The sequence below is a fragment of the Actinoplanes sp. CA-051413 genome (assembly GCF_050955795.1).
GTDB lineage: Bacteria > Actinomycetota > Actinomycetes > Mycobacteriales > Micromonosporaceae > Actinoplanes.
The window spans coordinates 8,703,176-8,728,662 of sequence record NZ_CP192100.1 but is presented as its reverse complement, the minus strand read 5'-3'; the positions used below and the strand labels follow the sequence as shown (position 1 = coordinate 8,728,662).

The 25,487-nt window shown below is 65.6% G+C and carries 30 protein-coding genes and 2 tRNA genes; 16 read left to right on the top strand and 16 right to left on the bottom strand.

All coding sequences use genetic code 11. The features are described 5' to 3' along the window. Positions 1-40: 40 nt before the first annotated feature. The 5 genes from ACQP2Y_RS41135 to ACQP2Y_RS41115 form a co-directional block, all read right to left on the bottom strand. The gene (locus ACQP2Y_RS41135; RefSeq protein WP_433721750.1) at positions 41-700 is read right to left on the bottom strand and encodes a nucleotidyltransferase domain-containing protein; all 660 of its coding nucleotides are present in this window, start codon (positions 698-700) and stop codon (positions 41-43) included. Between the two features lie 17 nt (positions 701-717). After that, positions 718-1,650, bottom strand: coding sequence for a hypothetical protein (locus ACQP2Y_RS41130; RefSeq protein WP_433721749.1), 933 nt, complete (start codon positions 1,648-1,650; stop codon positions 718-720). Between the two features lie 31 nt (positions 1,651-1,681). Continuing rightward, the gene (locus ACQP2Y_RS41125; protein WP_433721748.1) at positions 1,682-3,100 is read right to left on the bottom strand and encodes a cutinase family protein; all 1,419 of its coding nucleotides are present in this window, start codon (positions 3,098-3,100) and stop codon (positions 1,682-1,684) included. Positions 3,101-3,259: 159 nt separating this feature from the next. Next, a complete protein-coding gene (locus ACQP2Y_RS41120) occupies positions 3,260-3,868 on the bottom strand; it encodes a TetR/AcrR family transcriptional regulator (protein WP_433721747.1) in 609 nt (202 codons plus the stop codon). A gap of 27 nt (positions 3,869-3,895) precedes the next feature. Beyond that, positions 3,896-4,189, bottom strand: a complete 294-nt coding sequence (locus ACQP2Y_RS41115) for a putative quinol monooxygenase (protein WP_360813816.1) — start codon at positions 4,187-4,189, stop codon at positions 3,896-3,898. Positions 4,190-4,301: 112 nt separating this feature from the next. Here ACQP2Y_RS41115 and ACQP2Y_RS41110 point away from each other — a divergent pair, with 112 nt between their 5' ends. After that, positions 4,302-4,907, top strand: a complete 606-nt coding sequence (locus tag ACQP2Y_RS41110) for an NAD(P)-dependent oxidoreductase (RefSeq protein ID WP_433721746.1) — start codon at positions 4,302-4,304, stop codon at positions 4,905-4,907. 98 nt (positions 4,908-5,005) lie between these two features. On the opposite strand, the gene ACQP2Y_RS41105 is transcribed toward ACQP2Y_RS41110, so the two are convergent. Beyond that, the gene (locus tag ACQP2Y_RS41105) at positions 5,006-5,131 is read right to left on the bottom strand and encodes a hypothetical protein (RefSeq protein ID WP_433721745.1); all 126 of its coding nucleotides are present in this window, start codon (positions 5,129-5,131) and stop codon (positions 5,006-5,008) included. Between the two features lie 215 nt (positions 5,132-5,346). On the opposite strand from ACQP2Y_RS41105, the gene ACQP2Y_RS41100 reads away from it, so the two are divergent. Then, the gene (locus tag ACQP2Y_RS41100; protein ID WP_433721744.1) at positions 5,347-5,697 is read left to right on the top strand and encodes a NucA/NucB deoxyribonuclease domain-containing protein; all 351 of its coding nucleotides are present in this window, start codon (positions 5,347-5,349) and stop codon (positions 5,695-5,697) included. A 128-nt stretch (positions 5,698-5,825) separates the two neighbouring features. On the opposite strand, the gene ACQP2Y_RS41095 is transcribed toward ACQP2Y_RS41100, so the two are convergent. Beyond that, a tRNA-Arg gene (locus ACQP2Y_RS41095) sits at positions 5,826-5,931 on the bottom strand. Positions 5,932-6,123: 192 nt separating this feature from the next. Between ACQP2Y_RS41095 and ACQP2Y_RS41090 the strand changes: the two genes are divergently transcribed. The 4 genes from ACQP2Y_RS41090 to ACQP2Y_RS41075 all read left to right on the top strand — a co-directional run bounded on the left by ACQP2Y_RS41090 (position 6,124) and on the right by ACQP2Y_RS41075 (position 11,267). Beyond that, positions 6,124-8,151, top strand: coding sequence for an ATP-binding protein (locus ACQP2Y_RS41090; protein ID WP_433721743.1), 2,028 nt, complete (start codon positions 6,124-6,126; stop codon positions 8,149-8,151). Between the two features lie 159 nt (positions 8,152-8,310). Beyond that, a complete protein-coding gene (locus ACQP2Y_RS41085; protein WP_433721742.1) occupies positions 8,311-9,309 on the top strand; it encodes a pentapeptide repeat-containing protein in 999 nt (332 codons plus the stop codon). Positions 9,310-10,455: 1,146 nt separating this feature from the next. After that, on the top strand, positions 10,456-10,950 hold the full coding sequence (locus tag ACQP2Y_RS41080) for a nucleoside-diphosphate kinase (RefSeq protein WP_433721741.1): 495 nt from the start codon (positions 10,456-10,458) through the stop codon (positions 10,948-10,950). Continuing rightward, the gene (locus tag ACQP2Y_RS41075) at positions 10,950-11,267 is read left to right on the top strand and encodes a hypothetical protein (RefSeq protein WP_433721740.1); all 318 of its coding nucleotides are present in this window, start codon (positions 10,950-10,952) and stop codon (positions 11,265-11,267) included. Before ACQP2Y_RS41080 ends, ACQP2Y_RS41075 begins: the two co-directional genes overlap by 1 nt. Before the next feature lie 10 nt (positions 11,268-11,277). Here the strand turns inward: ACQP2Y_RS41075 and ACQP2Y_RS41070 are convergent, their stop codons facing one another. The 3 genes from ACQP2Y_RS41070 to ACQP2Y_RS41060 form a co-directional block, all read right to left on the bottom strand. Continuing rightward, positions 11,278-11,688 carry an NUDIX hydrolase gene (locus ACQP2Y_RS41070; protein ID WP_433721739.1) on the bottom strand — a complete coding sequence of 137 codons (411 nt, stop codon included), beginning with the start codon at positions 11,686-11,688 and terminating at the stop codon, positions 11,278-11,280. Beyond that, entirely contained in the window at positions 11,685-12,362 is a 678-nt protein-coding gene (locus ACQP2Y_RS41065; protein WP_433721738.1) for an NUDIX domain-containing protein, read from the bottom strand. The genes ACQP2Y_RS41070 and ACQP2Y_RS41065 overlap by 4 nt, the downstream gene beginning before the upstream one ends. A 77-nt stretch (positions 12,363-12,439) precedes the next feature. Next, the gene (locus tag ACQP2Y_RS41060; protein ID WP_433721737.1) at positions 12,440-12,790 is read right to left on the bottom strand and encodes a winged helix-turn-helix domain-containing protein; all 351 of its coding nucleotides are present in this window, start codon (positions 12,788-12,790) and stop codon (positions 12,440-12,442) included. Between the two features lie 139 nt (positions 12,791-12,929). Between ACQP2Y_RS41060 and ACQP2Y_RS41055 the strand changes: the two genes are divergently transcribed. Then, entirely contained in the window at positions 12,930-13,217 is a 288-nt protein-coding gene (locus ACQP2Y_RS41055) for a hypothetical protein (RefSeq protein ID WP_433721736.1), read from the top strand. A 180-nt stretch (positions 13,218-13,397) separates the two neighbouring features. Here the strand turns inward: ACQP2Y_RS41055 and ACQP2Y_RS41050 are convergent, their stop codons facing one another. After that, complete coding sequence (locus ACQP2Y_RS41050) at positions 13,398-13,628, bottom strand: helix-turn-helix transcriptional regulator (protein ID WP_433721735.1); 231 nt, start codon at positions 13,626-13,628, stop codon at positions 13,398-13,400. Between the two features lie 227 nt (positions 13,629-13,855). Between ACQP2Y_RS41050 and ACQP2Y_RS41045 the strand changes: the two genes are divergently transcribed. The 9 genes from ACQP2Y_RS41045 to ACQP2Y_RS41005 all read left to right on the top strand — a co-directional run bounded on the left by ACQP2Y_RS41045 (position 13,856) and on the right by ACQP2Y_RS41005 (position 21,865). Continuing rightward, the gene (locus ACQP2Y_RS41045) at positions 13,856-14,095 is read left to right on the top strand and encodes a DUF6284 family protein (RefSeq protein ID WP_433721734.1); all 240 of its coding nucleotides are present in this window, start codon (positions 13,856-13,858) and stop codon (positions 14,093-14,095) included. A gap of 82 nt (positions 14,096-14,177) precedes the next feature. Continuing rightward, the gene (locus ACQP2Y_RS41040) at positions 14,178-14,402 is read left to right on the top strand and encodes a hypothetical protein (protein WP_433721733.1); all 225 of its coding nucleotides are present in this window, start codon (positions 14,178-14,180) and stop codon (positions 14,400-14,402) included. Between the two features lie 32 nt (positions 14,403-14,434). After that, positions 14,435-15,031 carry a helix-turn-helix domain-containing protein gene (locus ACQP2Y_RS41035; protein WP_433721732.1) on the top strand — a complete coding sequence of 199 codons (597 nt, stop codon included), beginning with the start codon at positions 14,435-14,437 and terminating at the stop codon, positions 15,029-15,031. 31 nt (positions 15,032-15,062) lie between these two features. Next, on the top strand, positions 15,063-15,410 hold the full coding sequence (locus ACQP2Y_RS41030; protein ID WP_433721731.1) for a hypothetical protein: 348 nt from the start codon (positions 15,063-15,065) through the stop codon (positions 15,408-15,410). Positions 15,411-15,504: 94 nt separating this feature from the next. Next, entirely contained in the window at positions 15,505-17,664 is a 2,160-nt protein-coding gene (locus tag ACQP2Y_RS41025) for a cell division protein FtsK (protein ID WP_433721730.1), read from the top strand. 140 nt (positions 17,665-17,804) lie between these two features. After that, positions 17,805-18,056 carry a hypothetical protein gene (locus tag ACQP2Y_RS41020; RefSeq protein ID WP_433721729.1) on the top strand — a complete coding sequence of 84 codons (252 nt, stop codon included), beginning with the start codon at positions 17,805-17,807 and terminating at the stop codon, positions 18,054-18,056. A 28-nt stretch (positions 18,057-18,084) separates the two neighbouring features. Next, on the top strand, positions 18,085-20,022 hold the full coding sequence (locus tag ACQP2Y_RS41015; RefSeq protein ID WP_433721728.1) for a DUF3987 domain-containing protein: 1,938 nt from the start codon (positions 18,085-18,087) through the stop codon (positions 20,020-20,022). Between the two features lie 136 nt (positions 20,023-20,158). Continuing rightward, entirely contained in the window at positions 20,159-20,470 is a 312-nt protein-coding gene (locus tag ACQP2Y_RS41010) for a helix-turn-helix transcriptional regulator (RefSeq protein ID WP_433721727.1), read from the top strand. Continuing rightward, complete coding sequence (locus ACQP2Y_RS41005) at positions 20,471-21,865, top strand: tyrosine-type recombinase/integrase (protein WP_433721726.1); 1,395 nt, start codon at positions 20,471-20,473, stop codon at positions 21,863-21,865. A 17-nt stretch (positions 21,866-21,882) separates the two neighbouring features. Here the strand turns inward: ACQP2Y_RS41005 and ACQP2Y_RS41000 are convergent, their stop codons facing one another. The 5 genes from ACQP2Y_RS41000 to ACQP2Y_RS40980 all read right to left on the bottom strand — a co-directional run bounded on the left by ACQP2Y_RS41000 (position 21,883) and on the right by ACQP2Y_RS40980 (position 25,459). Continuing rightward, entirely contained in the window at positions 21,883-22,326 is a 444-nt protein-coding gene (locus ACQP2Y_RS41000) for a hypothetical protein (protein ID WP_433732270.1), read from the bottom strand. A 240-nt stretch (positions 22,327-22,566) separates the two neighbouring features. After that, on the bottom strand, positions 22,567-23,472 hold the full coding sequence (locus ACQP2Y_RS40995) for a nucleotidyltransferase domain-containing protein (protein ID WP_433721725.1): 906 nt from the start codon (positions 23,470-23,472) through the stop codon (positions 22,567-22,569). A gap of 383 nt (positions 23,473-23,855) precedes the next feature. Next, positions 23,856-23,927, bottom strand: a tRNA-Arg gene (locus ACQP2Y_RS40990). 66 nt (positions 23,928-23,993) lie between these two features. Beyond that, positions 23,994-24,662: a DUF305 domain-containing protein gene (locus ACQP2Y_RS40985; protein ID WP_433721724.1), complete on the bottom strand. Its 669-nt coding sequence runs from the start codon at positions 24,660-24,662 to the stop codon at positions 23,994-23,996. Beyond that, positions 24,662-25,459, bottom strand: a complete 798-nt coding sequence (locus ACQP2Y_RS40980) for a DUF3105 domain-containing protein (protein WP_433721723.1) — start codon at positions 25,457-25,459, stop codon at positions 24,662-24,664. The genes ACQP2Y_RS40985 and ACQP2Y_RS40980 overlap by 1 nt, the downstream gene beginning before the upstream one ends. Between the last annotated feature and the right edge of the window lie 28 nt (positions 25,460-25,487).

The window sequence follows — 25,487 nt, the reverse complement described above, 5'->3', positions numbered from 1 at the left end:
CACAGGCGGGCCCCCGGTCGTTCCGGCCGGGGGCCCTTTTTCAAGCCCGATAGCCCTCGAACAGAGGACCGCCGGCTTTCGCGAGCACCTCCGCAGCGAGAGCGGCCGGTTCATCGCGGGCGGCCAGCCACCGGTCGGCGAAGTCCGGGTCGAGGGCCCGCAGCTCGCGCAGCAACCACTTGCCACTGCTGAGCCACCGCCCGGCGAACGCCAGGGCCACGCGGGCCGACTCGGTCCATACCGCGGCGGCGATCACTGCACGTTCGCCGATGTCCACGGCGTGCTTGTGGTCATCGAGCAGATCAGTCAGGCCGTACCGCAGACGGTCGCCCTCAGCGCCGCTCAGCGGCGGTGGTCCCGCCGCGAGAACTTGCGCACACCGCACTTGAAGGTCGCCCGGTTCGCCGAACAACGGAACGCCGCGCGCGATCATCCGATGGGTGCTCGGTTTGCGCTGGGCCAGCTCCCGCTCCAGAGAGACGGCCAGCCGGGCCGGAGTGTGCACGAACAGCTCGACCGGCCACCCGCGGAAGTACAAGCTCTCGCGATAGCCGGGCTGCTCCTCCCCCCGCAGCACCACGATGTCCAGGTCGGAGCCGGCCGTCCGGTCGGGACCGAGCACGCTGCCGGTGAGCATCGCCCAGGTGGCGTCCGGGAACCGCTCGGCCACGAGATCCCGGGCATCGGTCAACGCGTCCATGCCACGATCCTGGCCCCTTACTGCTCTCGGCGCGGTGTGATCAGGTAGGTCATCCGACGGCGGAGGCGGGGGAGTGTGCCGGTCGCGTCGAGCAGCGTGAGCCCACCGACGGCCAGGGCCAGCCCCAAGGTGCCCAGGAGTGGCACCGTGATGAGCTCCCGCCCGTCACCGGTGAGTCCGATCAGAGCACCGAGTGCGGTGAGTGAGATCCCGGCGAGGGCGAGCAGCACCCCGACGAACGGGCTGTGGCGTTCCGGCAACCACAGGACGACTTCCACGCCCGCCAGACAGAGCGCGGAGAACAAGGCCAGAACGGTGGCTGCCACATGCTCCCCAGTTGAAAGCGCGATGACGCAGAGCACCGCGATGACGCCGCTGAGGCTGATGATCAGGCCGGATCCCGCACCGTCGGCGACGAACCGCCGAAGGCGTTGCAGGCTTGCCACGGTCAGCCCGGCCGGTCGGACCACCCGTTCGGGGCGGCTCAGCACGGCCAGGCCGGCCAGCGCGATCATGACGCCGAAGGAGACGAAGACGGCCACGAGCAGACCGGGAGCGGTCGGGGCCGGGGCGAGGAACACCAGGCTGACGCCGTACGTGAAGACGCTGATCCCGATCAGGGACGCCAGCACGGTGCCCCGCTGCGGGGTCAGCAGGACGAGCAGAACGATCAGCAGGATCAGCGTCCCGATGACGGGCCGGGACCAGGACGCCGGCAGCAGCAGGGCCGCCACGATCCCGGCCGTGATGACCCGCAGCAGCATCCTGGGCAGACCCCGCACCAGCGGCGCTGTGGCGTCCAGCTTGCTGAGCCCGTACAGGATCGCGACCAGGAAGAGCGCCCCGGCCACGACCACATAGGGCACCACGTCGGCCAGCTGGTTGAGCGCCACCCCGCACACAGCGGGACCCAGCCATCGCACAAGCGTCCGCTGCGTGTCTTCGGCCATGAGAACAGTCTGTGGCCTACCCGCTACCCCGTCAGCCCACGGCGACAGTCGCGGTCGGGTACGGCTGATACGACTGATCGGGCGTGTCGTCCTTGGCGGCCCGGCAGGTAGCGGTCACGTGCCAGCCACTCGCCCCGGACCCGGCCGGCAGGACCAGCCGCACCGCATCCCAGCGCCCGGTGGCGGTCACCGCGGCCGTGCCCTCGACAACCGGCTTACCGCCGCGGATCGCGTCGTACACCGAGACCTCGACGGCCTGCGCGGGCGTCGGGTAGGCGCCGCAGCCGCCGCCGTCGGTCACCGTCAGCACCTGCCCCGGCCGGGCGGCCGCCGGGCTCACTCCGAGGACCGGCCGGGTGGTCGTGACGGTCTGGGTGAAGCTGTACGTGGCCAGACTCCGGCCGCCGGTGCGCACGTTCGGATCGGTGGACGCCTCGCAGACGACACTCGCCGGATAGGCGCCCGGTGCGGCGGTCTCGGAACTGCCGATCAGCGCCCCGCTGCTGAACTCGTCGTACGACTCGACTCCGGGCACCCCCTGACCCGCACCGCGCGTCACGACCAGCACGTAGCCGCTGCTCACCGCCGGGCACGTGAATCCGGTGGCGTACGAGACGAAGCCGGCGCGTCCGCTCGTCCGGTAGACCGTCATTGCGTCCTTGCGTAGCTTGGCGGCCACCTTCGCGCCGAGCTCACTCAGCTGCGGCCCGACCCGGTAGCTCATGTGGACGGCGGTGCCGACGCTCATCGCGACCCGGCCTGCCGGCGTCGCGGCGTTGTGCAGCCCTGGGCGGTGATCGCAGACGATGTCGAGCGAGTTGCAGAGGCTGAACACCCGGCCGCCGATCGCGCCGAATTTGGTCCCGCCGGCCAGCGAGAACTTCGGATACCACAGGCCGACACCCTTGGCGTTGGCGCCGGCGCTGCCGAGCAGTTGCCCGTCGTCATGGGGCAGCCGGTCGCCGTCACCGATCAGCACGATCGCGTCAATCCGGTCGGTGACCCGGCTGCCGAGGATCTGCATGCTGCGGTGGATGACCATCGCGCCCTGGGAGAAGCCGGCCAGCACGAGGCGCTCGCCGGGGCATTGCCGGATCCGGTCGAACAGGAACTCGTTGAGCTTGCCCTCGCCGGCGATCAGGCTCTCCATGAACTTCCCGATCCCGGGATAGATCATCGTCGGCAGCACGGGCGCGGCCCGGTAGGGAAGCGCGTACGAGGCGACGGTCCGGCCCTTGGCCTTCGCCTTGACGGCTTTGTAGACCGTGGTGACCTCGGCGCCCATCCCGGACTTGTCGTATCCGGGCCAGCCTTTGTCGGTCTCACCGGACCCGGCGGCGCCCACGAAGAGGACATCGCCGCATTTGCCCGGGCCGGCGGCGTGGGCCGGGGCGGCGGGCACGGCCAGGGTGGCGGCGACCAGGGCCAGCGTCGAGAGGATCCGCTTCATCGGGGCAGCATGGCCCGCGAAACGCGGCGGCAGGAGCGCCGTCCCCCGATGGTGTCCGAAACCCGCCGAACGGGGTCGGCCGGATCGAAGTGGCGAGAACCCGGACGTACGAGAAGGGCCGCCAACCGGCTCCCGCCTGGCCATCGGCCTCGCCGGCGTTCAGGTCGGGCGGGGGCGGAGTCCGTCGCAGGCGATCTCGATCATGCGCTGTTGTGCGGCGCCGTCGTCGTCGCGGGCGATGCAGCCGGCGATGAGGGCCTTGATGTCTGTGGTGTCGACATCGGCGCGGACCGTTCCGGCCTGCTGCGCCCGGCTGAGCAGATCCGTCATGGCCGCGCCGAAATCGCTGATGGCTGTCGACGCCGCGGCCTGGAGATCAAAGCCGGCACCGGTGAGGGCGTCACCGACGGCGTGATCGGCTGCGCCCTGCCGCACCAGGAACGCGAAGAAGGTGAAGAACGCGGTTGCCGGGGCCTCCCGGGCGGCGATGTCCTCCGCGCTGCGGACAAGGTGTTCGATCCGGTGCAGCGCAACCGCCCGGAAGAGCGCCTCCTTGGTGGGGAAATGCCGGGTGACGGTGCCGGTGCTCACGCCGGCGCGGCGGGCGATCTCGCGGATGGAGACTGCGGCACCGTGGGCTGCGAAGGCGGCGAAAGCCTCTTCCAGGACCCGCGCCTGATTGCGTCGGCCGTCGGCGCGCTGGGGCCGGGCCGCCTTCTCGCCCGCGTCGGTGCTCGCGGGGTCGGGGGTTCGGTCCGGTGGTGACATCGCTGCGATGGTAACCGTGCTGACTGGTCAGCCTTGGAGTGGTCCGGACCCGCTGATCTCGTACCGGACGAGCTCCACGCTGCGCACGTCCGGCATCGGCGGCGCGGTCAGCGCGACGCCGGCCAGGTGTGCGTTGAGGTGGGCCTCGGATTCCCATCGCTCGTAGATGTTGACCCGGTCCGGCTCGATCGGGTCGGCCGCGACCACGTAGTCCAGGCATCCAGCGGTGGTCCGATTTCGACGGAGAGCCGGGGTGAGGCTCTCCAGGAGTGCATCGCGGTGGTCGGGGTCGACGTAGCCGGCTCCGGCGACGATCAGCATGACTGGCCTCCAGGGGTTGACGTCCGATGCTGCCGACGGCACTGTAACAGCTAACCGGGACACGTGTGCCGGATAAATTTGTCGTCACCACGTCGAGGAGCTTCAATTGCGCTTGGCCATCTTCGGCGGAACCGGTCGCGCCGGTCGCGTCGTCGTCGAACAAGCTCTGCAGGACGGCCACGAGGTAAGCGCGCTCACCCGCAATCCGTCCCGGATCGGTCCGCACGCCCAGCTTCGCGTCGTCGGCGGCGACGTGCGCGACCCCGGGGCGGTGGCTCTCACACTCAAAGGTGCCGACGCGATCATCAGCACCCTGGGCAGGCGACGACGAGGCCCCGACGTGTGTACCGAAGGCATCCGTACGGTGCTGTCCGCCGCAGCCGGCAACGGCCCCCGCCGACTCATCATCTTGAGCAACTACGGCGTCGCCGAGAGCAGGAATCGCACCGCCTACGTCACCGCATCATGGCTGCTCGAACGGGCCGTCCTTCGGGACAAGGAGCAGATGGAGGCTCTCGTCCGAGACAGTGACACCCAATGGACCGTGATCCGCGCACCCGTCCTCACGAACGGACCTCGCACCGGCAGCTACCGCACCGGAACCGACCTCCGGCTTTCCTTCACCGCCAAGGTGTCCCGCGCCGACCTCGCGGACTTCATGCTCACCGTGCTCGGCGAGAACGCCTATCCGCGCCGAGCGGTCGTCATCACCTCGTGAACAGCGCTCCATTGTGGGTGACAGGTACCGGCCAGCGTTCTGTCCGACCGGGCAGCCCGAGGGGCCATAACCGCTACGCGGGCCTGCGTAGCGGTTGGTCAACTCCCTCGGTCCATGAAGGACCACCCATCGGAGGGCACCATGCGCAGAACAAGAAACGCCATCTTCGCCGGGATCACCGGCTTGATCCTGGCCTGCTCCGTCTCGGGCACCGCGTCGGCCACGGCGTCAAGATGAAGACCAGTCCGGAAGTGACGCAATAGCCACGTCGTCAACGGCGGCGCCAACTACACCTACGAAACGTGGATCACCCCGGTGTCGGGCAGCGGTGACCTGCTGGTCGGCGGCGGGATCACGTCCAGCCTGGTCTGCTCGACGGGAGCGCAGCAAGACCACCGGCTGCGTCTTCCGTGACGCCGGCGGCGTGTACGGGCTGTCGGTGAGCGACAGCGGGGTGAACGAGACGGCCGCGCACATCCTCGACGCCCAGCAGCGCCTGGCGGCTCACCCGGGCCGGGTCGGCGACGGTTCTCCGCTCACCTACGAGTCGGACAAGACGAAGCAGGAGGCCAACCGCCGAGCGGTGTGCGGCAAGTTCGTTCCGCTGCCCACGGGCTCCTGCGACGAGTACCCGTTCGCATCCAGCGACCAGGGCGGCAACCCGGCGACGGTGAGCGTGGAGGATGTCGACCTGGATGACAACACCAGGGCGGGTGGCCGCCTCGGCAACATGTACCAGCAGAGCCGGCTCCTCGACGGCGAGGCCTACTGGGTGGTGATCACCGCCTGAACCGCGACGCGGACGGCGCGGCACCCGAGTGCCGCGCCATCCCGCTCGGCTGGCTGGGCAGACCAAAAAGGCCACCGAACCAGTTTGTGCTGGTCAGTGACCCAATAATGCCTGGTGAAACTTTGTGCCCCCGGCAGGATTCGAACCTGCGCTTTCGCCTCCGGAGGGCGACGGCATACGCTGTCCTGCACTCGTCTTGACCTGCATGAACGCGGTACGGTCAGCAACTCGCCGAGGTGTTTCGGCACCTATCTGGCAGATGCTAGCGGCGATCGCCGCCAGCCTCATCGATTGCACCTGCGCAACAAGTTTCGGGCTCCAGCCATGATGGATCACCTGGGACGGCTGTTGCCTCTGTGAGCCGAAGCTCCTTCAAGGTAAGCTCATCAACGCCTTGTGACTGCATCGACACGAAGGGTGCTTGTCATGCCTGAGGTCCACCTTACAGTCGGCGAATCCAAGATCAGGCAGTTCCTTAACAAGAAGCCGATGGAAACGATCGAGGAACTGATCTGGAACAGCCTCGATGCGGATGCTCAGACGGTAACGATCGAACTGGAACGGAATCTTGGCGGTGCCCTGACGGGCCTCAAGGTAACGGATGACGGGCATGGATTCACTTTCGAGGAAGCCAAAGAATTCTATCCGGAATACGGCGACACGTGGAAAAAGAAAACACGTATCTCAAAACAGCAGAGCCGAATCCTTCACGGACGAAACGGCGAAGGTAGGCTATTTGCGCTCTCTTTAGGTCCAGATCCGACCTGGGAGTCCGTGGCGGAAGCCGATTCAAGACTAGTCGGCGCGCGCGTCAGAGGCAATCAAAGCCGCCCACTCGTGTGGAACATCGACCCCATGGACGTGCCCGCTGATGATCGCGTCGGTACAGAGTTCAGCGTGCGTATCCCAGATGAACGCCGCCTCCGCAGCCTTGAGCCAGAGGTGGCAGTCCCGCGTCTTCTAGCAAGGTTCAGCTTCTATCTACTGGCGTATCCGGGGGTAGTGATCAACTATGACGGACACGAGCTAGACCCGAGCGAGGCTATAGAGCAAGAGGTCACACTCAACTTTGATCTCCCACCCGAATACATGGCGGACTCGCGAGCCCCGATCATCAGGTTTGTCGAGTGGAAGGAACGAGTCTCCGATCAAAAACTCGTCGTCTGTGACAGCAACAACAAGGGCCTCATAAACATCGGTCAGGCATATGCCAATTCAGTCCTTTCCTTCACGCCCTACCTCATCTCGTCGAGATTTGACGACCTCGATTCGAGCCGAGTCCATAATATTCCGATGGCCGATTCGGCATTGATCCAATCAGCCGCCGAGGCGGTGCAGCGACACGTCACCCAGAGGCAACGTGAAATCTCAAGGAACGTGGTGGATCTCCTCCAGGAGGAGGGCATCTATCCGTACGACGGGAAAGACCTGAGCGAGACCAAGGAAGCCGAGCGGCAGACGTTCGATCTTGTCGTGACCGTTGCAAGGTCTGCGCTGGCCAATAAGCCTACGCCTCGTAAACTTCAGATCCAATTACTCCGAACTGCGTTAGAGAACGACCCGTCCGACCTGCATGCAATTCTCGACAACGTACTCGCCTTGTCGGATGAGGAACGGGCAGACCTAACGAGTCTCATTAAGGAGACTCACTTGGCCCACGTCATATCGTCGGCCAAGACTGTTGTTGACCGCCTCAATTTTATTTCCGCGTTGAGGAACGTCCTAGCGGACAACAACAAGCGCAGCGCGCTGCGGGAAATCGACCAACTGCATCCTATGATTGCAAGCAACCTCTGGCTGTTTGGAGAGGAGTGGAACTTCTCTCAAACGGAACAAGGGCTGACCTCGGTACTGGGGCAGCACTTGAGTCTTCTCGGCTCGGAGGTACAACTGGAGAATCGAATTCAAAGTGTCAAGCGAGCGGATGGGCGCAGCGGACGTGTTGACATCGTCATGTTCCGGAATGTCGGAGACGAACACCACACACAACGCCTGATTGTCGAGCTGAAGCGGCCGAGCTTGCAGGTCGGCTCGGAAGAATTGGAACAGGTGAAGTCTTATGCTCGCGCAATCGTGAAAGACCCACAGTATGTTCACGGTAGAGGCAAGTGGAAGTTTGTTCTTGCCACCTACGACATCGATCCAGACATCGAAGACGACATCCGTCAGGCGGACCGTGAGCCTGGGCACGCGGTCAGACAGCGAAACTATGATGTATGGGTACTGAGCTGGGGCCAAATTTTCGATGAGGCTGAGCGCAAGCTCCGTTTCTTCCAGAAGCGCCTGAACTATGAGGCAACGGAAGAGCGCGTCCACGGGAGCCTCGCCGAACTCACCAGAGAGTATGGAATTGGGCTCACTCGAACTAACAGAAGGACTGGGGCCAGCGACAATACTACGGTGATCCCCGACCAATCCCGTCGGCTCGGTACGTCAATCGGTGGGGCTGCGTAGGCCGTGCGAGGGAGCGTCGCTGCGCTGGTGCTTCAAGCTAGGCTAGCGCTTGGGTCTCATTAAGACAGTTTGGACCGTTCATGGCAACGCCGCCTCGGGAACGGCGCCGGCCGTTCGGTTTAGCGCATCGGTGCAGGCTGGAGCGCTGTTGCGTCCAGGATGAACAGGCTGGCCGCAGCCGGTTCTTGCGAGGGGCGCGGACTTGGCCAGGCGACGGCTGGAGCGGTGCTGTGGTACAACGCTTCGATGCAAGCGGGCGCATACCTTTTGGGGCGAGCACACGGCGATCTGGCCGCTGCTGTCGCCGAGCAAGGACCCACAAGTGATTTGATCTTCGCGGGCCAGCGGATCGACGGCCAGAATCTAAGTCGACTAAGTTTCGCACACTGCACCTTCGCGAACATTAGTTTTAAAGACTGCGTCATGGATTCCGTCGACTTCAGCAACTGCGTCTTCGTCGATTGCTACTTCAGGGGCACGAGGATAGAATCGTCCAAATTTTCGTCCTCGAAGTTTATCGAGTGCGATTTCACTAAAATTGATATACGTACGTCGGATTTTAGGATGTACAACAATTTCAAGGGGTGTTGGATCCCGCGCCGGGGGTTACAGAGCCTTTTGCCAGCCGAGCCTAATCTCCGTTACCACCTCTGTATGAACATGTCTGATGAGGCAAGAGCCTCGGGAGCTTTGAAGGATGCCGAATGGTATCGTCAAGAGGCGGTTGCGGCTCACGAGAAGCACCTCCGTCAAGCGTTTGCCGGCTCAACTGAGTACCACAAAGAGAAATTTGACTTAACGGATCGAGTTTCTTGCTTCTTCGAATACGTTGGTAGCAGGGTTCGTGGATGGCTTTGGGGATACAAGAGAAGCTACCTCGTTGTGCTTAGAAATTGGGCAGCAGCGACCTTCTTGGTCTTTCCCTTTCTCTTCCTGCTCGGGCGCGAGGGTTTGGCTAGACAGAATCGCTCCGCAGACTGGACTGATATTTGGCTGGCCAGCGTTGCTTCTATGCTTCCTGGGTCAGAGATTTCGCCAATCGAGTATCGCTCTGGATTCACTCAGTTGGTGGCATTTCTGGAGGTGCTCTCGGCGCTTCTCTTTGCTGGATTGACATTCTCGCTGTTGTTTCGATCGATTTATGAGCGCTGGCGATGAGTGGATTCGTTATTGTCCTTTACGGGTCACATGCTCGGGAACAAGCGGACGGGGTTAGCGACGTCGACGTCCTGAGTGTCGGAGAGGCGCCACCCAACGCGCTAGAAGACGCTGGGATTCTCGGCAGCGCGCTGCCTCAAAGCAAGGTCTCTCTGAGCAACTACCATTGGGACGAGTTTCGGCGAATGAGCGAAGGAGGGGCGCCGTTCCTATCCCACCTACGTCAAGACGGCAAGATCCTGGGTGGCGACGATGTTGGTGTTTCGTCGTACGAAGCGCTTCTAAGCAGCCTGCCACCGTATAGACATGCCAGAAGAGACGTAGAATCGTTTGAAGCTGCGCTGGATGACGTTGCTCTGGCTATCCGACTCAAGGATTCTAGTGCGGAGTTTGAAGCGGCGTCGATCGCAACTGTTGTTCGGCATGCTTCAATTCTTGGTTGTTACTTGTTGGACACGCCGCGGTTTGGGCGCCATGAGCCGACAGCTTACTTCTGTCGTGCGCGAAAACTGCCTATGCAAATTGCGATGGAGTTTTCGTCGCTGTACCAACATCGGATTGCTCTTGCGCGCGGATACGCTTGGCCGGACGGCACCGATTACGCCTACGTTGCGACGTGGCTTGGCAGAGGGCGGCAACTTGTACAGGAGGTAAAGAGTGTTGCAGCTTGATGGATGCGTCGCCAGGGTAGATGAGGTGATGGCAGTGTCGGCCGATCCTAAGTCAGCGTATTTGGTTCGTACAAGGCTTCAGCGGATGCTTGTCTCTGTAAGCCGCTCGATCTGCGTGTATACAGGTTGTCCGTTACCTAAAGGTCCGACGCGTCTAGAAGTCACTTCGATGACTGATCCGGAGCTCCGTTCAATCGTTGAAGTGCTGAACGCCCTGGTTGACGAGGCGAGGCATCTTGCGCAGCGAAGCGAGTCGTTTGACGAGCGCTGGCGATCGAGCTGGGCTCGATTGAACGGTAGTCTTATTGAGTTGCGAAGCAAGCTACTGGCCTACCGTGATAGGAGGAACTCCGCCGTTCGGCAAATGGGATAAACTCCCAAGAATTTAGACGATGGCTAGCGATCGACACCGCCAGATTCACAACTCTACTTGTGCGGTATCCTGGCCCCTCACGATTGAAGTGGAGCGTTGGTTATGGGTGCTGTCGAGCGGACTCTTGTTCTGCTGAAGCCTGATGCGGTTGCTCGTGGGCTGTCCGGCCGAATCCTTCAGCGGTTTGAGGAGGCCGGCCTGAAGGTCGTGGGTACCAAGATGGTGCGGATGGATGCCGACTTGGCCCGTAAGCACTACTTCGACCTCGAAGAGCGGTTCGGCAAGTCAGTGTTCGACGTGACTGCGACCTTCATGCAGTCTGGTCCGGTCATCGCCTTGGTCTTGGAGGGTGTTGAGGCTGTCGCCAACGTTCGTCGGCTAGTGGGGTCTACGTTCCCGAACCTGTCTGCTCCTGGGACGATCCGCGGGGACTTCGCCCACACCTCGAAGGCGTACACCGAGGCCAAGCACACGGTCGCTGCCAACCTCATCCACGCCTCCGGCAACGTCGAAGAGGCCAAGTACGAGGTCGACCTGTGGTTCGACGGCGCTGAGCTGTTCGAGTACCCGAGCGCGGCTGAGCGGTTCCTGTTCTGATGGTTGAGGAAGACGTCGCGCAGCGTCCCTCGCTGAGCGAGGTTCGCAAGCAGTACGAAGAAGAGCGTTTCTACCAGGACGATCGGGCTGCGGCCGAGTATGCCTTCGCGCTCGCCGTCCGGCTGCGCGAGATCGGGCTGATCGACGAGGCTCGGCGCTTTGCTGCTGAGTGCGTCCACCTCACCGAGGCGCTGCCGTCGAGCACGCTCGACGATGTGGTTTCTACCCGGCAGTCTGTTGGTGGCGTTGCGCTGCCGGACCACTTCCATGACGGTGTGGTCCGGGCTCGGCTTGCCGATCTGCTCAACGCGGCCTGAGCCGCGGACGTCAGCGCAAGTTGGCGTCTAGGTGTTCTTGCACCGGCCCGAAAAACGGGTAGGGGACGTAGTCGGTAAGGGTGGCGCGGTCGCACCACGCCACCTCTGCCAGCTCCTCGGCGTCCGCCACGTACGCCGTCCCGCTGATGACCTCGCAGGCGAAGTACGACATGGTCCGTCCGGTGTTCGGATGCACGCGCGAACCGAGGTCGCCCGTTGCCCGCACGGTCAGGCCGGTTTCCTCCAGTGTCTCCCGGACCGCGGCGTCGTCGGCCGACTCGCCGGCCTCTACCTCGCCGGCCGGGAACTGCCAGGACAACTGGCCCTCTTTCACCCGGCGACGGACCATCAAGACCCGGCCCTCGTTGACGATGATGGCCGCCGCGATGGACGGACGCTCTTCGGCGGTCGACTCACTCATTCGTTGCCCTCCAGGGCGTGTAGGACTGGCGCGTAGATGCGCTGTTTCGGGATGAATCGCGTGACGTCTTCCGCGGGCGCCCAGAGGGCGCTGGTGTTCTCGATGACGTCTCGGTTTTCGACTTCGCCGGCGAGGTAGTCGCAGAGGAAGTAGCTGGCGTGGACGCCGGAGAGCGGGTGGACGCGGCTGCCCAGCTCGGTGCGCACGGTGCAGTGGATGCCGGTCTCGGCGAGCGTTTCGCGGGTGGCGACGGTGGCCGGGTTCGCGCCGGGTTTGACGATGCCGGCGGGGAACTGCCAGGTGATGCCGCTCGGGTCGGCGTCACGTCGGCAGACCAGCAGGACCTCCGCGTCGTTCACCACCACGGCGATGGCCACGGTGAGCGGGACGGCGCCGCCGGCCGCTGCTGCCTCGGCGTCGTCCTCGGCCTTGAGCTGGCGGGCGAAGCGGAGCTTCGCCGGCTCGTCGGCGCGTTGGTAGGCGGTATCTAGAGCCCGCTGCAGTTCGGGTCGGATGACGATGTCCGACCGTTCGCTCCAGGAGGCGATCGTGCGTTTGGCGACGCCGATGAGTGCGGCCATCTCGTCCTGCGACATGCGCAGTGCCGCTTGCAGGGCGGTGGCGTGTCGGCCTGTCCACTGATCGATGACTGTGTGCCGGGCCGGTTGGCTCACGGGATCACCACCCGGGCTGGCGATCGAGACAGACTGGTCTGCGCGAAATCGGTTCGGCGCGGATCGGTCGCCATCGATCAGGTGGTCACCGCGAGGGTGGTGCCGGCGGGGTAGGTCTCGGTGTCGCCGTTAGCGCGGGTGACGGTCACGGCGGCCGTCGAGGTGGCGCTGTCGCCGGGCCGGAGTTCGATCCGCCCGGGGGCCTCGGCGACGAAGGTGCCGTGGCCGTGGCGAACGTCGATCAAACCCTCGGCCCGCAGCACGGCTAGGGCGCGGCGGACGGTTTCGCGTGCCAGGCCGAACTCGTCGTGGAGGTCTTTCTCCGACGGCATCCGCTGTCCCGGCGGTAGCTCTCCGCTACTGATGCGATCCCGGAGGATGCCGGCAAGCTGCCGATAGGCAGCGCCTTCGCGATCCGGGGTAATCACATGCTTACTTTAAGTACGGTCAGGTGCACGGCTAGTGGCGTATGCGTCTAGACGTCTGTATCTTTTTGGGGACGCCCGTCGCGCCAGCCCCACTGGCGTTCTCCCGCCACAGGGGCCACTCCGAACAGGGGAGCCAGGTATGGCCGCTAAGCAGGCAACAACGCCTCGGAAGCAATGTCCGCTCTACTGCACGAGCGACCACAAGCATGGGGTAACCGAGCATGCGCACCTCATTGCCGAGGTGGATGTATTGAGCGAGAGTTTCGCTGTCGTCGTGAACGTCGTCCGCCGCGACGAGGCAGATCAGATCGAGTTGGCGACCGGTACCGGTTGGAGCGGGCCGGCAGTCGCGCACCTGACGGCAGACGAAGCCCGAACGTTGCGGGACGCGCTCAACGTCGCCGTGGTTCTGCTGGACCGCACATAGGCCGAGCCGCAAGTGATGAGCCCCGGACGCCACCGGCGTCCGGGGCTTCTTCTTCACCGAAACTGCACCGGAGATGCATCGAGGATGGTTGTTGCCTCATCGGCAGCGCAGGGCTTTCCCGGTTGACTGGGTCTCACCAGAAAGCAGCGCAGACGAAGGAGGTGAGGAACCGATGCCCGGTCAGGCTTCCAGTGACCCACGGCGCGGCCGGGAGGCTTGCCACTCCCTGACCGCCGCCGGCCGCCAGGCGGGCGAGCGCCCGAACATCCGGTCAGCGGCCGGAGCCTGGCCGCGCGACACGTAGGCCGCCCAGGTGACACGACTGATCGGCGCTCCTACTGACCGCAGGAACGCCAGCACATCCTCGGTCGTCCACCAGTCCTGGGGTAGCTCACCGCTCGTCTCGGCCATCACGGGCGAGCGTACCGACTTAGTGTCCGACCTTGCGTCCCGACCTTGTGTCCGACTTCGCCGTGACCTGGCTGTCTCTCATCCCGCTCCCTTGATCATGCATCGCTGACCGGACGTCACAGCTTGCTCGAATACAACGCCACGTTGTAGCGTCCGCGCATGAACACAACGCGACGTTGTATTCGGAGCTTGCCGGATCCGGTCGGCAACGACCCGGAAGGAACCCCGTGTACCGCAACCACATCCCTGACGAACCGACTCCCGCCCACCTCGCCGCGATCGAGCGCGAACAGCGCCTCCTCGAAGCCGAGATCGCCCTGGTCGACGCCGAGATCCGATTCCTCACCGCAGAGCCGGCCCCGACCCAGCTCGACTGGCGCCGGCTGCGCCGCGCCCAGAACCGCGTCCTACGGGAGATGGTCGCCCTGGTCGAGCGCTACCTCCGCTCCATCGACGAGGTGGCCTGATGCCGGAGCGCCACACAGCCCGCGACATCCGCCCGGCGGCCGGCACCAGCGCGGCCAAACCCGGACTGATCTGGAGACTCCCATGAGCCTCGGAATCTTCTCCCTGATCCTGATCTCTGCCCTCGTGATGCTCGGCATCGACCGCAAGACCCGCGGACGCATCGTCTTCGCCGCGATCTGCGCACTGATGCTCGGCCTGGTCATCGCCGGCAGCAACGGCGTACTCGTCGAGCCGTCCCGAGCCCTGGTCGACGGCGTTCGCTCTGGCCTGACCTCCATCGGTCAATCGCTGGGCGGCAGCAAGTGACCACCACTCAATTGACTCGTGTTCGGTGGGGCGTGCGGGGTGCCTTGCTCCTCGGCGTCGCGACCTCGGTCGCGGCGAACATCCTGCACGCCCTGCCGAATCCGATCAGCCAGGCCATCGCGGCGTGGCCGCCGCTGGCCCTGCTGCTGACCGTTGAGCTGATCTCACGGATACCGGTGCAGCGCCGTTCGCTGACCGCAGTACGGCTCGCGGCAACCGCCACCATCGCGGCCATCGCGGCGTGGGTGTCCTACTGGCACATGACGGGCGTCGCGTCCAGGTACGGCGAGGTCGGCGCCGCGCCGTACCTGATCCCGCTGTCCGTGGACGGCCTGATCGTGGTCGCGTCGGTCTGCCTCGTCGAGCTGGCCGGACGACTCCAGCCCTCGCCCGACAGGCCGGACACGGCGACGGACACGCAGGCGGACAGCCAACCGGACATCACCCCGGAACCGACACCGGACGCGGCGAGGGCAACGCCGAAGCGTCCGGCTCGGAAGCGGGACACCGGCAAGGCGGTCGCACGGCTCCGCGCACGACACCCCGACCTGCCCGCCCAGGAGATCGCCCGACGGCTCGGCGTCACGGACCGGACCGTCCGCCGGCACCTGTCCACCACCACGACCTGAGCAACCACGACCTGAGCAACGGAGAACAGCCATGTCCAACAGCGCACAACACCGGCTCGCCATGGTCCTGAACGCCCTCGGCGACAACGCCGAGGACGTCGCCCGCATGCTGCAATTCGGCGGATGGCGAGGCCACCCCAGCGACCACCATTCGTGCCCGGTCGCCTTGTACTTGCGCACTGTCGTGACCGACGCAGCCGACGCGGCCGTCGACTCCAGCAAGGCAGTCGTCCACACCGTCGATGGCACAGCTGTCCGGGTTGATCTGCCTCCCGCCGTGGCTGGCTTCGTCGTGGGCTTCGACGTCGGTGCCTTCCCACGGCTGATCGTCACCGCGACCGACGACAACGGCGACGTCATCGACGACCTCGAACGGTAGCTATGCCCGGGGCGCGGCCTTCCGGCCTCGACAACCACCGGCCGCGCCCCGGCCCACCCGATCGGCCAACTGACCTCCCGGAGGAACCCCCATCATGGCAACCCCGAACCCTGACGGCGAGTTCGACTGGACCGCTGCCGAGGCCGAGATAGGCGACGTCGTAGACCTCGGCACCGTTCGCCGGCAGCGCCGGCCGGAGAACTGGTCCGCCGACATCGACGACGAACACGACGACCTCGGCGACGTACCGCTCCCCGTCGACTCGCCCACGTCCACCCTGGCCGGTGGCTCCGCGACCCGGCGGCCGATCCTGCCCGCGTGGCTGCGGTCCGCCACCGAGGCCCGTGCTCTGACGCGGTGGATCGTCGGGCACTACACCCACGTCAGCGTCTACCACCTGACCCGCCTCCCGCTCTACGCCGGCCGGCTCGCCGTCCGTGCACCGCGCGGCCTGCTGCGTTCCGTCGCCGGCACCGCCCGGTGGGCGACCGACGCCGAGGGGATGCCCGTGCGGCTCGCCGCCGTCCGGCGCGAGGACGCCGAGCAATACCTGAAGCTGTCGCGGCAACGCGACGGCCGGGTACGCCTCCGGACGCTGATCCTGCTCGCCTCGCTGACCCTCGGCGCGTTCGCCGTCACGGCGTTGCTCATCGCGACCCCGAGGTGGGCCTGGTACGCGACCCTCGCCGCGCTCGTCGGCGTCCTGGGGGTGATCGGCTCATCGGCGGACAAGCCGCTGGTCGACGTCGCCGCCGTCAAACCTCGGGTCCGGAAGCTGACCGCCGACGTGCTGATGCGCGCGTTCCTGGCCGCCGGGCTGTGCAAGGCCGACGACCCGATCGCCTTTCCGGCGCCGATCATGCGCGAAGGACCCGGCTGGCGAGCCGTCATCGACCTGCCGTTCGGGACCAAGGCCGACACCGCCATCAAGAAGCGCAACGACCTCGCCGCCGGCCTCGACCTGGACGAGGTGCAGGTCTGGCCCGAACGGGTCCGCGGCACCGCCGGCTCCGCGCGGCGCCTGGCGCTGTGGGTGGCCGACGAGGACCCGTACGCGAAGCCCTCCGGTCTGTGGCCGCTCATCGCCAAGGGCGTCGTGGACGTGTTCGAGCCGTTCCCGTTCGGCGAGGACCAGCGCGGCCGTCCGGTGCGGCTGCTGCTCATGTTCACCTCCCTGCTGATCGGCGCGATCCCGCGGATGGGCAAGACGTTCGCCGCGCGGCTTCCGGCGCTTGCCTGCGCGCTGGACGTCCTCGTCGAGCTGCACATCTACGACGGCAAGGGCGGACAGGACTGGCGGACGTTCGAACGCATCGCGCACCGGGTCGGCTTCGGGGTCAGGGACGAGGTGGTCCTGGCGCTGGTCGAGGACCTGCGCGCGCTGGTGGCCGACATGAACCGCCGCTACGACACCATCTCGACCCTGCCGGCCGACATCTGCCCCGAATCGAAGGTGACCCGGGCGATTGCCGAGCGACGTTCGCTCAAGCTGTGGCCGATCCTCGTCTCGATCGACGAGTTCCAGCGCTACAGCGGCCACCCGGTCCACGGCGACGAGATCGTGGCCCTGCTGACCGAACTGTGCAAGGTCGGCCCCTCGGTCGGGATCATGATCTCCCTGGCCACGCAGAAGCCTGACGGCAAGGCCGTGCCCACCGATCTGCGCGACAACATCGGTACGCGATTCGCGCTCAAGACGATGACCTGGCAGTCATCCGAGGCTGTGCTTGGCGCCGGCTCGTACACCGCCGGCCACGACTCGTCGCGGTTCCAGCGGGCGCACAAGGGAGTCGGCATCCTGCTCGGCGCTGACGACTCCGGCGCCGTCGAAGAAGCCGTCACCGTGCGGACCAACCGCACACCCATCGCGGAGATCGACGCCGTCATCACCCGAGCACGTGCCCTGCGCGAGGCCGCCGGCACCATCACCGGCTACGCGGCCGGCGACCAGGCCGAGACCGTCGACGTCGCCGGCACGCTGCTCGACGACATCCTCACCGTCATCCCGCCAACGGAACCCAAGGTGTGGTCCGAGACCGTCGCAGCGCGGCTTGCCGAGCTGCGGCCTGACGTCTACGGCGGATGGAAGCCCGAGCAGGTGGCCGCCGCCCTCAAGCCGTTCGGCATCCCGGTCGGCCGGCAGGTCTGGGGCACCGACCCGACCACCGGCGACAAGGCCAATCGCAAAGGCATCCACCGCGACGACATCGCGGTAGCGGTTACCGAACGCAACCAGCGACGCCGAGCCGCATAGGGCTAGCAAACCGCTAGACCTAGCCCTCGCACCCGCTAGGTCTAGCGGCGCCGCTAGCCCTCAAAACCCACCGCCATCAGGATGCTAGCCCGCTAGCGCCCGTAGTCGAGTACACCCGAAATCGCCTTCGGAGGACACCCGTGGACCTCATCCGCATCGCCGCTAGCCTGCTCTGCCCCGCCCTGGCCTTCGTCACTCTCGGCTACGCGATCGTATGCGCCGTCTCGCCGTTCGGCACCTGCCGCCGCTGCGCCGGCCTTGGCCGCATCGGCGCCGCACGAGGGCTACGCAGCCGCCCGTGCCGCCGCTGCGATGCCACCGGCATCCGCATCCGGCTCGGCCGGCACCTCTACCACCAGGCCACCCGCATTCACCGCGACGGCACCCGCTGATCCCGAGTCCACAGAGGAAACCGCCACCGTGACCCGCACACCACCGCACGACGAGGCCGCAGAGCAGGCCGTGATCGGCGCTGCGCTGCTTGCCCCGGGCCTCGTCGTCGACCTGGCCGCGATCGTGGCGCCCGCCGACTTCCACCGGCCCGCGCACGCTGAACTGTGGCGCACCCTCATCGACCTGCACACTGCCGGAGCGCCCGGCGACCCGATCAGTGTCACGGCGCACCTCGCCGAATCGGGCAAGCTCGGCCGCCTCGGTGGCGCTCCGTACCTGCACACCCTCGTTGCCGCCGTACCCACCACGGCGAACGCCGCGCACTACGCCCGCATCGTCGCCGGGCATGCCCGGCGACGTGATGTCGCCAGCCTTGGCACAAGGTTGGCGCAGCTTGCCGCCAGTGGCGCCGATACCGCCGACGTCATCAGCGGCGGTCGAGTGCTGCTCAACGCCGCGCCGGAGCCGGCCTGGCCCACACCGATCCCGCTGACCGCCCGGCACGCGCCCCGACCGTTCCCGGTTGGCGCGTTGCCCGCGTGGGTCGGTGACATGGTGGCGGCAGTCACCGACTTCACCCAGACGCCTCCGGACCTCGCCGGCTGCATCGCGCTCGCCGCACTGTCGACCGCCGCCGGTGGCCGCGCGGAGGTCGAAGTCCGCGGCTCGTGGAGCGAGCCGGCGAACCTGTTCACCGTCGTGGTCCTGCCGCCCGGCTCACGCAAGTCCGCCGTCTTCGCCGCCCTGATCAGGCCGCTACTCGCGGCCGAGGCTGCCCTGGTCGAGCGGACCAAACCTGCGATCGTCGAGGCCGACCTTGCCCTCCGGGTCGCCGCCAAGGCCGCTGACCGAGCGGCGAACGCTGCTGCCGCCGCCGACCCCGCTCGCCGTGAGCGACTACTCGCTGACGCGACCGCCGCCGCGATGACCGCCGAGGCCATCACCGTGCCGCCGCTGCCGCGCCTGGTGGCCGACGACGTCACCAGCGAGCAAGCCGCATCCTTACTCGCCGAGCAGAACGGCCGGCTCGCCGTCCTCTCGCCCGAAGGCGGCATCTTCGCCACCCTCGCCGGCCGCTACTCCGGCGCCCCGAACCTCGAAGTCTTCCTCAAAGGCCATGCCGGCGACATGCTCCGCGTCGACCGCCGGTCCCGGCCTGCAGAGCATGTTGATCGGCCTGCGCTGACCCTCGGCCTGGCCGTGCAACCGGAGGTGCTGCGCGACATCGCGCAGATGCCCGGGTTCCGCGGCAAGGGGCTACTCGCACGCATCCTCTTCGCTGTTCCGGAGAACACCGTCGGGCGCCGCCGTATCGGCGCCGACCCGGTCCCGAGCGCGATCAGCGACGCGTACACCGAGAAGCTGAGCGCCCTCGTGCTCGGCCTGGCCGACCGGCGTGACCCCGTCGTTCTGCCCCTCGGTCCCGATGCCAACGAGCGAATGCTCGCCATAGAGCGCGACGTCGAGCCGCGCCTGGCGCCCTCGGGAAATTGGGCGCACATCGTCGACTGGGCCAGCAAGTACGCGGGTGCCACCGCACGGATAGCGGGCCTCATCCACCTCGGTGAGGACGGTCCGCACGGCTCGATCAGCGCCGAGACGTTCAATCGGGCCGCAACCATCGGCGCCTACTTCGCCGATCACGCCTTGGCTGCCTTCGACGACATGGGCGCTGATCCGGTCGTCGATGATGCCCGGCACATCTTGAGCTGGATCGAGCGCACCCAGACCGAGCGCTTCACCAAGCGCGACCTTTTCAGCGTTCTGTCCCGAGGCAGGTTTCGCAAGGCCGCGGATCTCGACCCAGCCCTCAACATTCTGGTGGGTCACGGGTACCTCGCCGCTGCCCCAGCACCCGAGCGCCGTGGTGCGGGACGTGCGCCGTCGCCGGCATGGCTCGTCCACCCGGAGGTCGTGCGGCCTGTGGGCACCGTCCAGCCGATCAGTGCCGGACGGGCCTCATGACCGCGCGTTGCCCTCCGCGGAATCCGCAGAATCCGCGAAGTGCTCGGCCGGCCATCAATCCGCGGATTGCGCGGATTCTGCGGAGCGCTTCGAGACATGCACCGCGCGGTCCTCCTGTCCGCCGCCAGTCCCGGTCATGAGCGAGGCGCTGTACACGACTCAAGGAGGCCCGACCTTGGCCAGCAAACAGGCCACGAACGATCCGATCATCGACCTGGCGCAGGAACGGGTGCGCCGGAGTCGTCCTGGACGAGCTGACGCGGCGCCCAGGGCTCACCTGACCGTTGCCGAGTTCTGCGCGGAGATGGATATCGCGCGATCCACCTTCTACGACTGGCGAGCCAAACGCCTGGCCCCCAGGTGCATCAAGCTCCCGAACGGCGAACTGCGGATCCGTCGGACCGAATTCGAGCGTTGGCTGGACGAGCACGAGGAGAGGGCGGCATAGATGCCGACGACATACGACGTGCGGATTCACAAGACTGACGTCTACCGTGGCGCGCGCACGACGACGCACTGGGTTCGGTGGAGTGTCGCTGGCGCGGCCAAGAAGGAGCCGTTCAAGGAGAAGCGGCTCGCGGAGAGCTTCCGCTCGGAGCTGACCAGCGCGGCCCGCAAGGGCGAGGCGTTCGATGTCTCCACGGGCCTGCCGGTATCGATGAGTCGAGTTGGCGCACAGATCTCGTGCTACGAGCTGGCGTGCAGGTACGTAGACCTGAAGTGGCCTCGGTCGGCCGCCATGACTCGCAAGACGACGGCCGAGGCGCTGACGGCAGCGCTGCCGTTCTTGTTCACGAGCGCGCGGGGGAAGCCGGACGATCGCGTGATTCGCACCGCCCTACGACGGTGGGCGTTCAACACTCCGTCGCGTGACCGCGAGGACATGCCGGCCAGCGTTCGTGCTGCGCTTTCCTGGATCGAGCGCAACACGCGTCCCGCCGCCGATCTTGCCAACACCGCGGTAGTGAGGACGGCTCTGGACGGGTTGACGCTGAGGTTGGACGGCAAACCGGGCTCTGCTGTGGTCGTCACACGTCGCCGGAAGATCTTCACGGCAATGCTTGAACACGGGCTGGAAATCAACGCACTGACCGCCAACCCATGGCCGACCATGAAATGGACGCCGCCAAGAACGGCCTCCAGCGGCATTGACCGCCGCAGGGTCGCCAACCCGATGCAGGTGCGGACCCTGCTCGCTGGCGTGCACGAGCAGGGGAGGACCGGCCCACGGGTGGTTGCGTTCTACGCCTGTCTCTACTACGCGGCGCTCCGACCGGAGGAGGCTGCGGGAATCATCGTTCCCCGAAACCTCGTGCTGCCGGCCAAGGATCACGAGTGGGGCAAGTTCGTTCTGGAGACGGCCGAGCCGCACGCTGGCAGGCCCTGGACGGACAGCGGCCGGAACCGCGACTCCCGCCAACTCAAGCAACGCGCCGTGGGGGAGACGCGAGAGGTGCCATGCCCGCCGCCGCTTACGGCGATCCTGCGGAACCACATCAACGAGTTCGGGCTTGGGTCGGGCGGCCGGCTATTCGTGGGAGAGCGCAACAAGGACGAGCTGCCGATCTTGACGATCAATCGCATTTGGCGACAGGCCCGAGCGGCAGTATTCACGCCGGAGGTTGCGGGCTCGCCGCTGGTTGAGACGCCATACGATCTGCGGCACGCGGCCGTGTCGACTTGGCTCAACGCGGGCATCTCGCCGACTCAGGTTGCAGAGTGGGCAGGACAGTCACCGGAAGTCCTTTGGAGGAACTATGCGAAGTGTTTGGACGGTGGAGAATTCGAGCTAAGGCGTCGCGTCGAGGCTGCCTACGGCATACGAAGACTGAGCCCAGAATGATATGGTCGTTTAAAGCGCTAAGATCGTGGCCAAGGAATCCAGGATCGGCTTTTAGGTTGTGTAGCGGCCTTCTGGGCTGCGTCGGTGGCCTCCACGTAGGATCCAACGTCTACATTGCGACTAATCAGCTTCAGTTCCATGTCTCCCTGCGTGTAGCGGTCGGTGAAATATGACCCTGTGAGCTTGGTTGGGTGACGATGTCCAGGGCGTAGTACGCAGGTTCCTAGATGGCGCGGGCTCCTCTTGATGTGCTTTCTCATCGGCGTGTTGTCGTAGGTGAAGATGATCGACTCGGTCCCGGTGCCATCGGAGTTGTCCCAGAAAAACGAACGGCTGATGCTGCTACTTTCGGTGGTGTATTGCCGAATCGCAATGCTCCAGTAGCTCTGGGTTATTACCGCGTAGGCGGTTATTGGTCCTCGGTTGCCGCCGGCAGGTATGTGGCTCTCTTCCGTGGGCATCAAGAGCGTTTCCCAAAGGCCGTCGATGCGTGGCCTCGGCGTGAGTCTACATACGAGCGGCCAGCGCCAAATCCAAAGATCCCATGCAATTAATAGCAGCACTGCCGCCGCAGGAAGGTATGCGATGACGCGCTTAGCATCTTGCTCCAGGCTCAGTCCTGAGAGGTGCAGCGCTAGCGAGTAACCAAAGCTGACGCCGAATGCAGTTATCCGAACTGCCTTGACGGGCCGGCGCATGCTTTATGAACCGTAGTCCAGAAACGTCCACGTCGCCTGGACAAGTTTCTTGGCGTCGGCCGTCGTCCACTTGTTGTGGCCTTTGAATAACCACTTTAGCTCGTTGGGTTCAACCCAGCTCTCCTGCGCCACGCCTTTTTCAATACCGTCCCACAATTCGAAGAGGGTTGCGCGAAACCCCGCTTGAAGGTTTGCACCTGACTTCAGAGTCGAGTCCTCGACATTCCAAATCAGGCATTCCATGAAATACGAGGGCAGATCTTCGATCTCACCGATTTCGACGAGTTTATTTTCACAGCGCTTCAGGGCGCGAACATACTTTTTGTATCGGTAGTCAGTTGATGTGTTTTTTGCTCGACCGTTGTCGAGTTGCTGCTGCGGCCAGTTCACAATCTGCGTCTGGTCAGTATCGAAGACGCAGCTTCCGTCGTGTTTTCTAGTCCGATTGGGGTCAACATAGCGGACGTAATGGAAGCTCGGCACAACGTCGGCGCTGGGCCGGCTCCCCTCGACGGCTTTGACGTTGAGTGCTACTCGGCCGGTTAGGTCGACTCCTTGCGCGCCGAAGTGGGATCGTAGTGCGTTCCCGACTTCTTGCCGCCAAAGTTCCGGCTCCCATTTTCCTGTGTACGAAGAGCCTGAGCCCGCAGGCGTTACGCCGGGCTCATAATCAAAGTATGTACACTCGTGGCACTCAACCACGATGTCGACATCGCTATCAGCTCGAACATTCGTGTTATTGGGATACGAACCCTTCGCGTAGATTCGCATGCTTGTGTTCCTGAGCGCTGGCCACGCCTTGATGGCGTCGCTGACCATGCGTTCTGCTCGCTCTTGTTGATCTTTTTCTGTGGCGCTTGAAGGCTGTACCCAGGAGGCCAGCAAGTCCTCACGTTCTTGGTCGTTCACCAGTCACCCCTCTTCTGCACTGACAACGCTAACGGAGGGGTATGACGAAGTTGGACGGTCGTGGCTGTCGTGAGATCGACAGCCACGACGACGTCGCAAGTGCCGCACGGAACCCGCCGCGTCCGCCCGGACCTGGCCGCCATCTGTCGCCGACCGGTATGCGGGCGCTGCAAAACTCCACTGAAGCGCCCGAAGGTCCCGGCTCGGGCCAGGCTGCTCGTACTGCGCGTCGCACTCGGGGGGAGTACTCGGCGAGCTTCGGCACGTATTCGGCAGGACTGGCCGTCGAGGACCAGTGACGGCCGGATTCGGCCGGACAGACGAAGAAGGCCACCGACCCGGTTTGAGCTGGTCAGTGGCCCGATGCTGCTGGTGGACTCTTGTGCCCCCGGCAGGATTCGAACCTGCGCTTTCGCCTCCGGAGGGCGACGCTCTATCCCCTGAGCTACGGGGGCTCAGCGGAACTGAGCCTAGCAGGCGCCGCGGAGCCCTCGCCAATCGGTTCCGCGGCGCGCCGCCGGTCAGGTTGCCTGGAGCCTTTTCAGCATCAAGTCGATCAGGTTGATCTCGCCCTGCTGGCCGCGGACCTGGGACTCCGCCAGCCACGTGACGTCGGTGTTGTCCGATTCCTCGAGAATCTCCTGGGCCATGTGGATGCCGCCCAGGTGGTGCTGGCGCATGAGGGTCAGGTACTGCACGTCGAGGGTCTTGCCGGTCGCCTTGCGGAGGTCGGCCAGCTGGGCCGGGGTGGCCATGCCCGGCATCAGGCCGTTCTGCACCGAGCCCGCCGAGTCCTTCATCCAGGTCATCGGGGGTGTCGACGCCGTCGGGCTCAGGTGCCAGTCGCGCAGCCAGGCTTGCATGTAGCCGATCTGGCCGTGCTGGGTCAGGGCGATGTCCGCGCTCAGGGAGATGACCTCCGGGTCGGTCGAGCCGGCGTGGGCGATCATCGACATCTCCACCGCTTGGGCGTGGTGGGTGCTCATGTCGCGCAGGAAGCCAGCCTCGGCCGAGTCGTCGCCGGGGGTGGTCAGGCGCGGGCCGAGCAGGCCGATGGCCAGCCCGACGAGCAGGCCGAAGACCAGTACGGCGGCGAGCCACACCGCCCCGAACCGGTGGCGGCCGGCCGGGGTGGTGGTGTCGTTCGCGTCGGCTTCGGCCGGGGCGGGCGACTCGGTCGAGACTGCCATCAGTTGCCCGCGGGAGGAGCTGCGGCCTGCAGCGGGCCGGTCGTCGTGTTACCGCTCGAGCAGGCGGCGTTCGGCTCCAGTGACGCGTTCAGGCGCAGCGCCTGGATGAACTGGTCGATGCGCTTGTCGTCGGCGTTGTCGACCTTGAGCTGGTAGCCCCATGCCTGCAGGGAGATGTTCTTGTCCAGGTTCGCGATCGGGCTCATCAACATGTAGTCCCGGCCCTGGACCTTCTCCTGCAGCTTGGCGACCTGGTCGGCGGCGAGACCCTGCTTGTACGTCACCCAGACGGCGCCGTGCTCGAGGCTGTGCACGGCGTGCTCGTTGGCGATCGGCTGGGCGTACACGTCGCCCATGCAGTTCTGCCAGACGGAGTTGTGTGCGCCACCCACCGGCGGGTTCGTCACGTACGTGAGCGGGCCCTCCTTGTGGTCCTGCGCGTTGATCGCCGGGTTGTTCTGGGCGCGGTAGTTGACCACGCCCTCGATCCCGGCCGCCTTGTCCTGCCAGGACTCGGTGCCCTTGATCGAGGCGAACACGCCGTACCCGATGATGCCGACCGCGATCAGCACGACCACACCGGCCACCGCGATCGGGCCCCAGTTGCGGCTGCCCTTGACCGTCACCGGCGCGGTGGGCTTGCGGCCCTTGCCGCCCTTGCCCTGCGGGCGGGCGCCCGGGCGGGTTCCGGACTTGGCCCCGGCGGACTTCGCCGCGGGCGGCTTGCCCTGGCCCGACGTCTTGTCGACCTTCACGGTGGACGGGACCCGCTCGGGTCCCGGGGTGCTCATGCTCATCGTTCCTCGTCAATCCGATGGAAAGGTC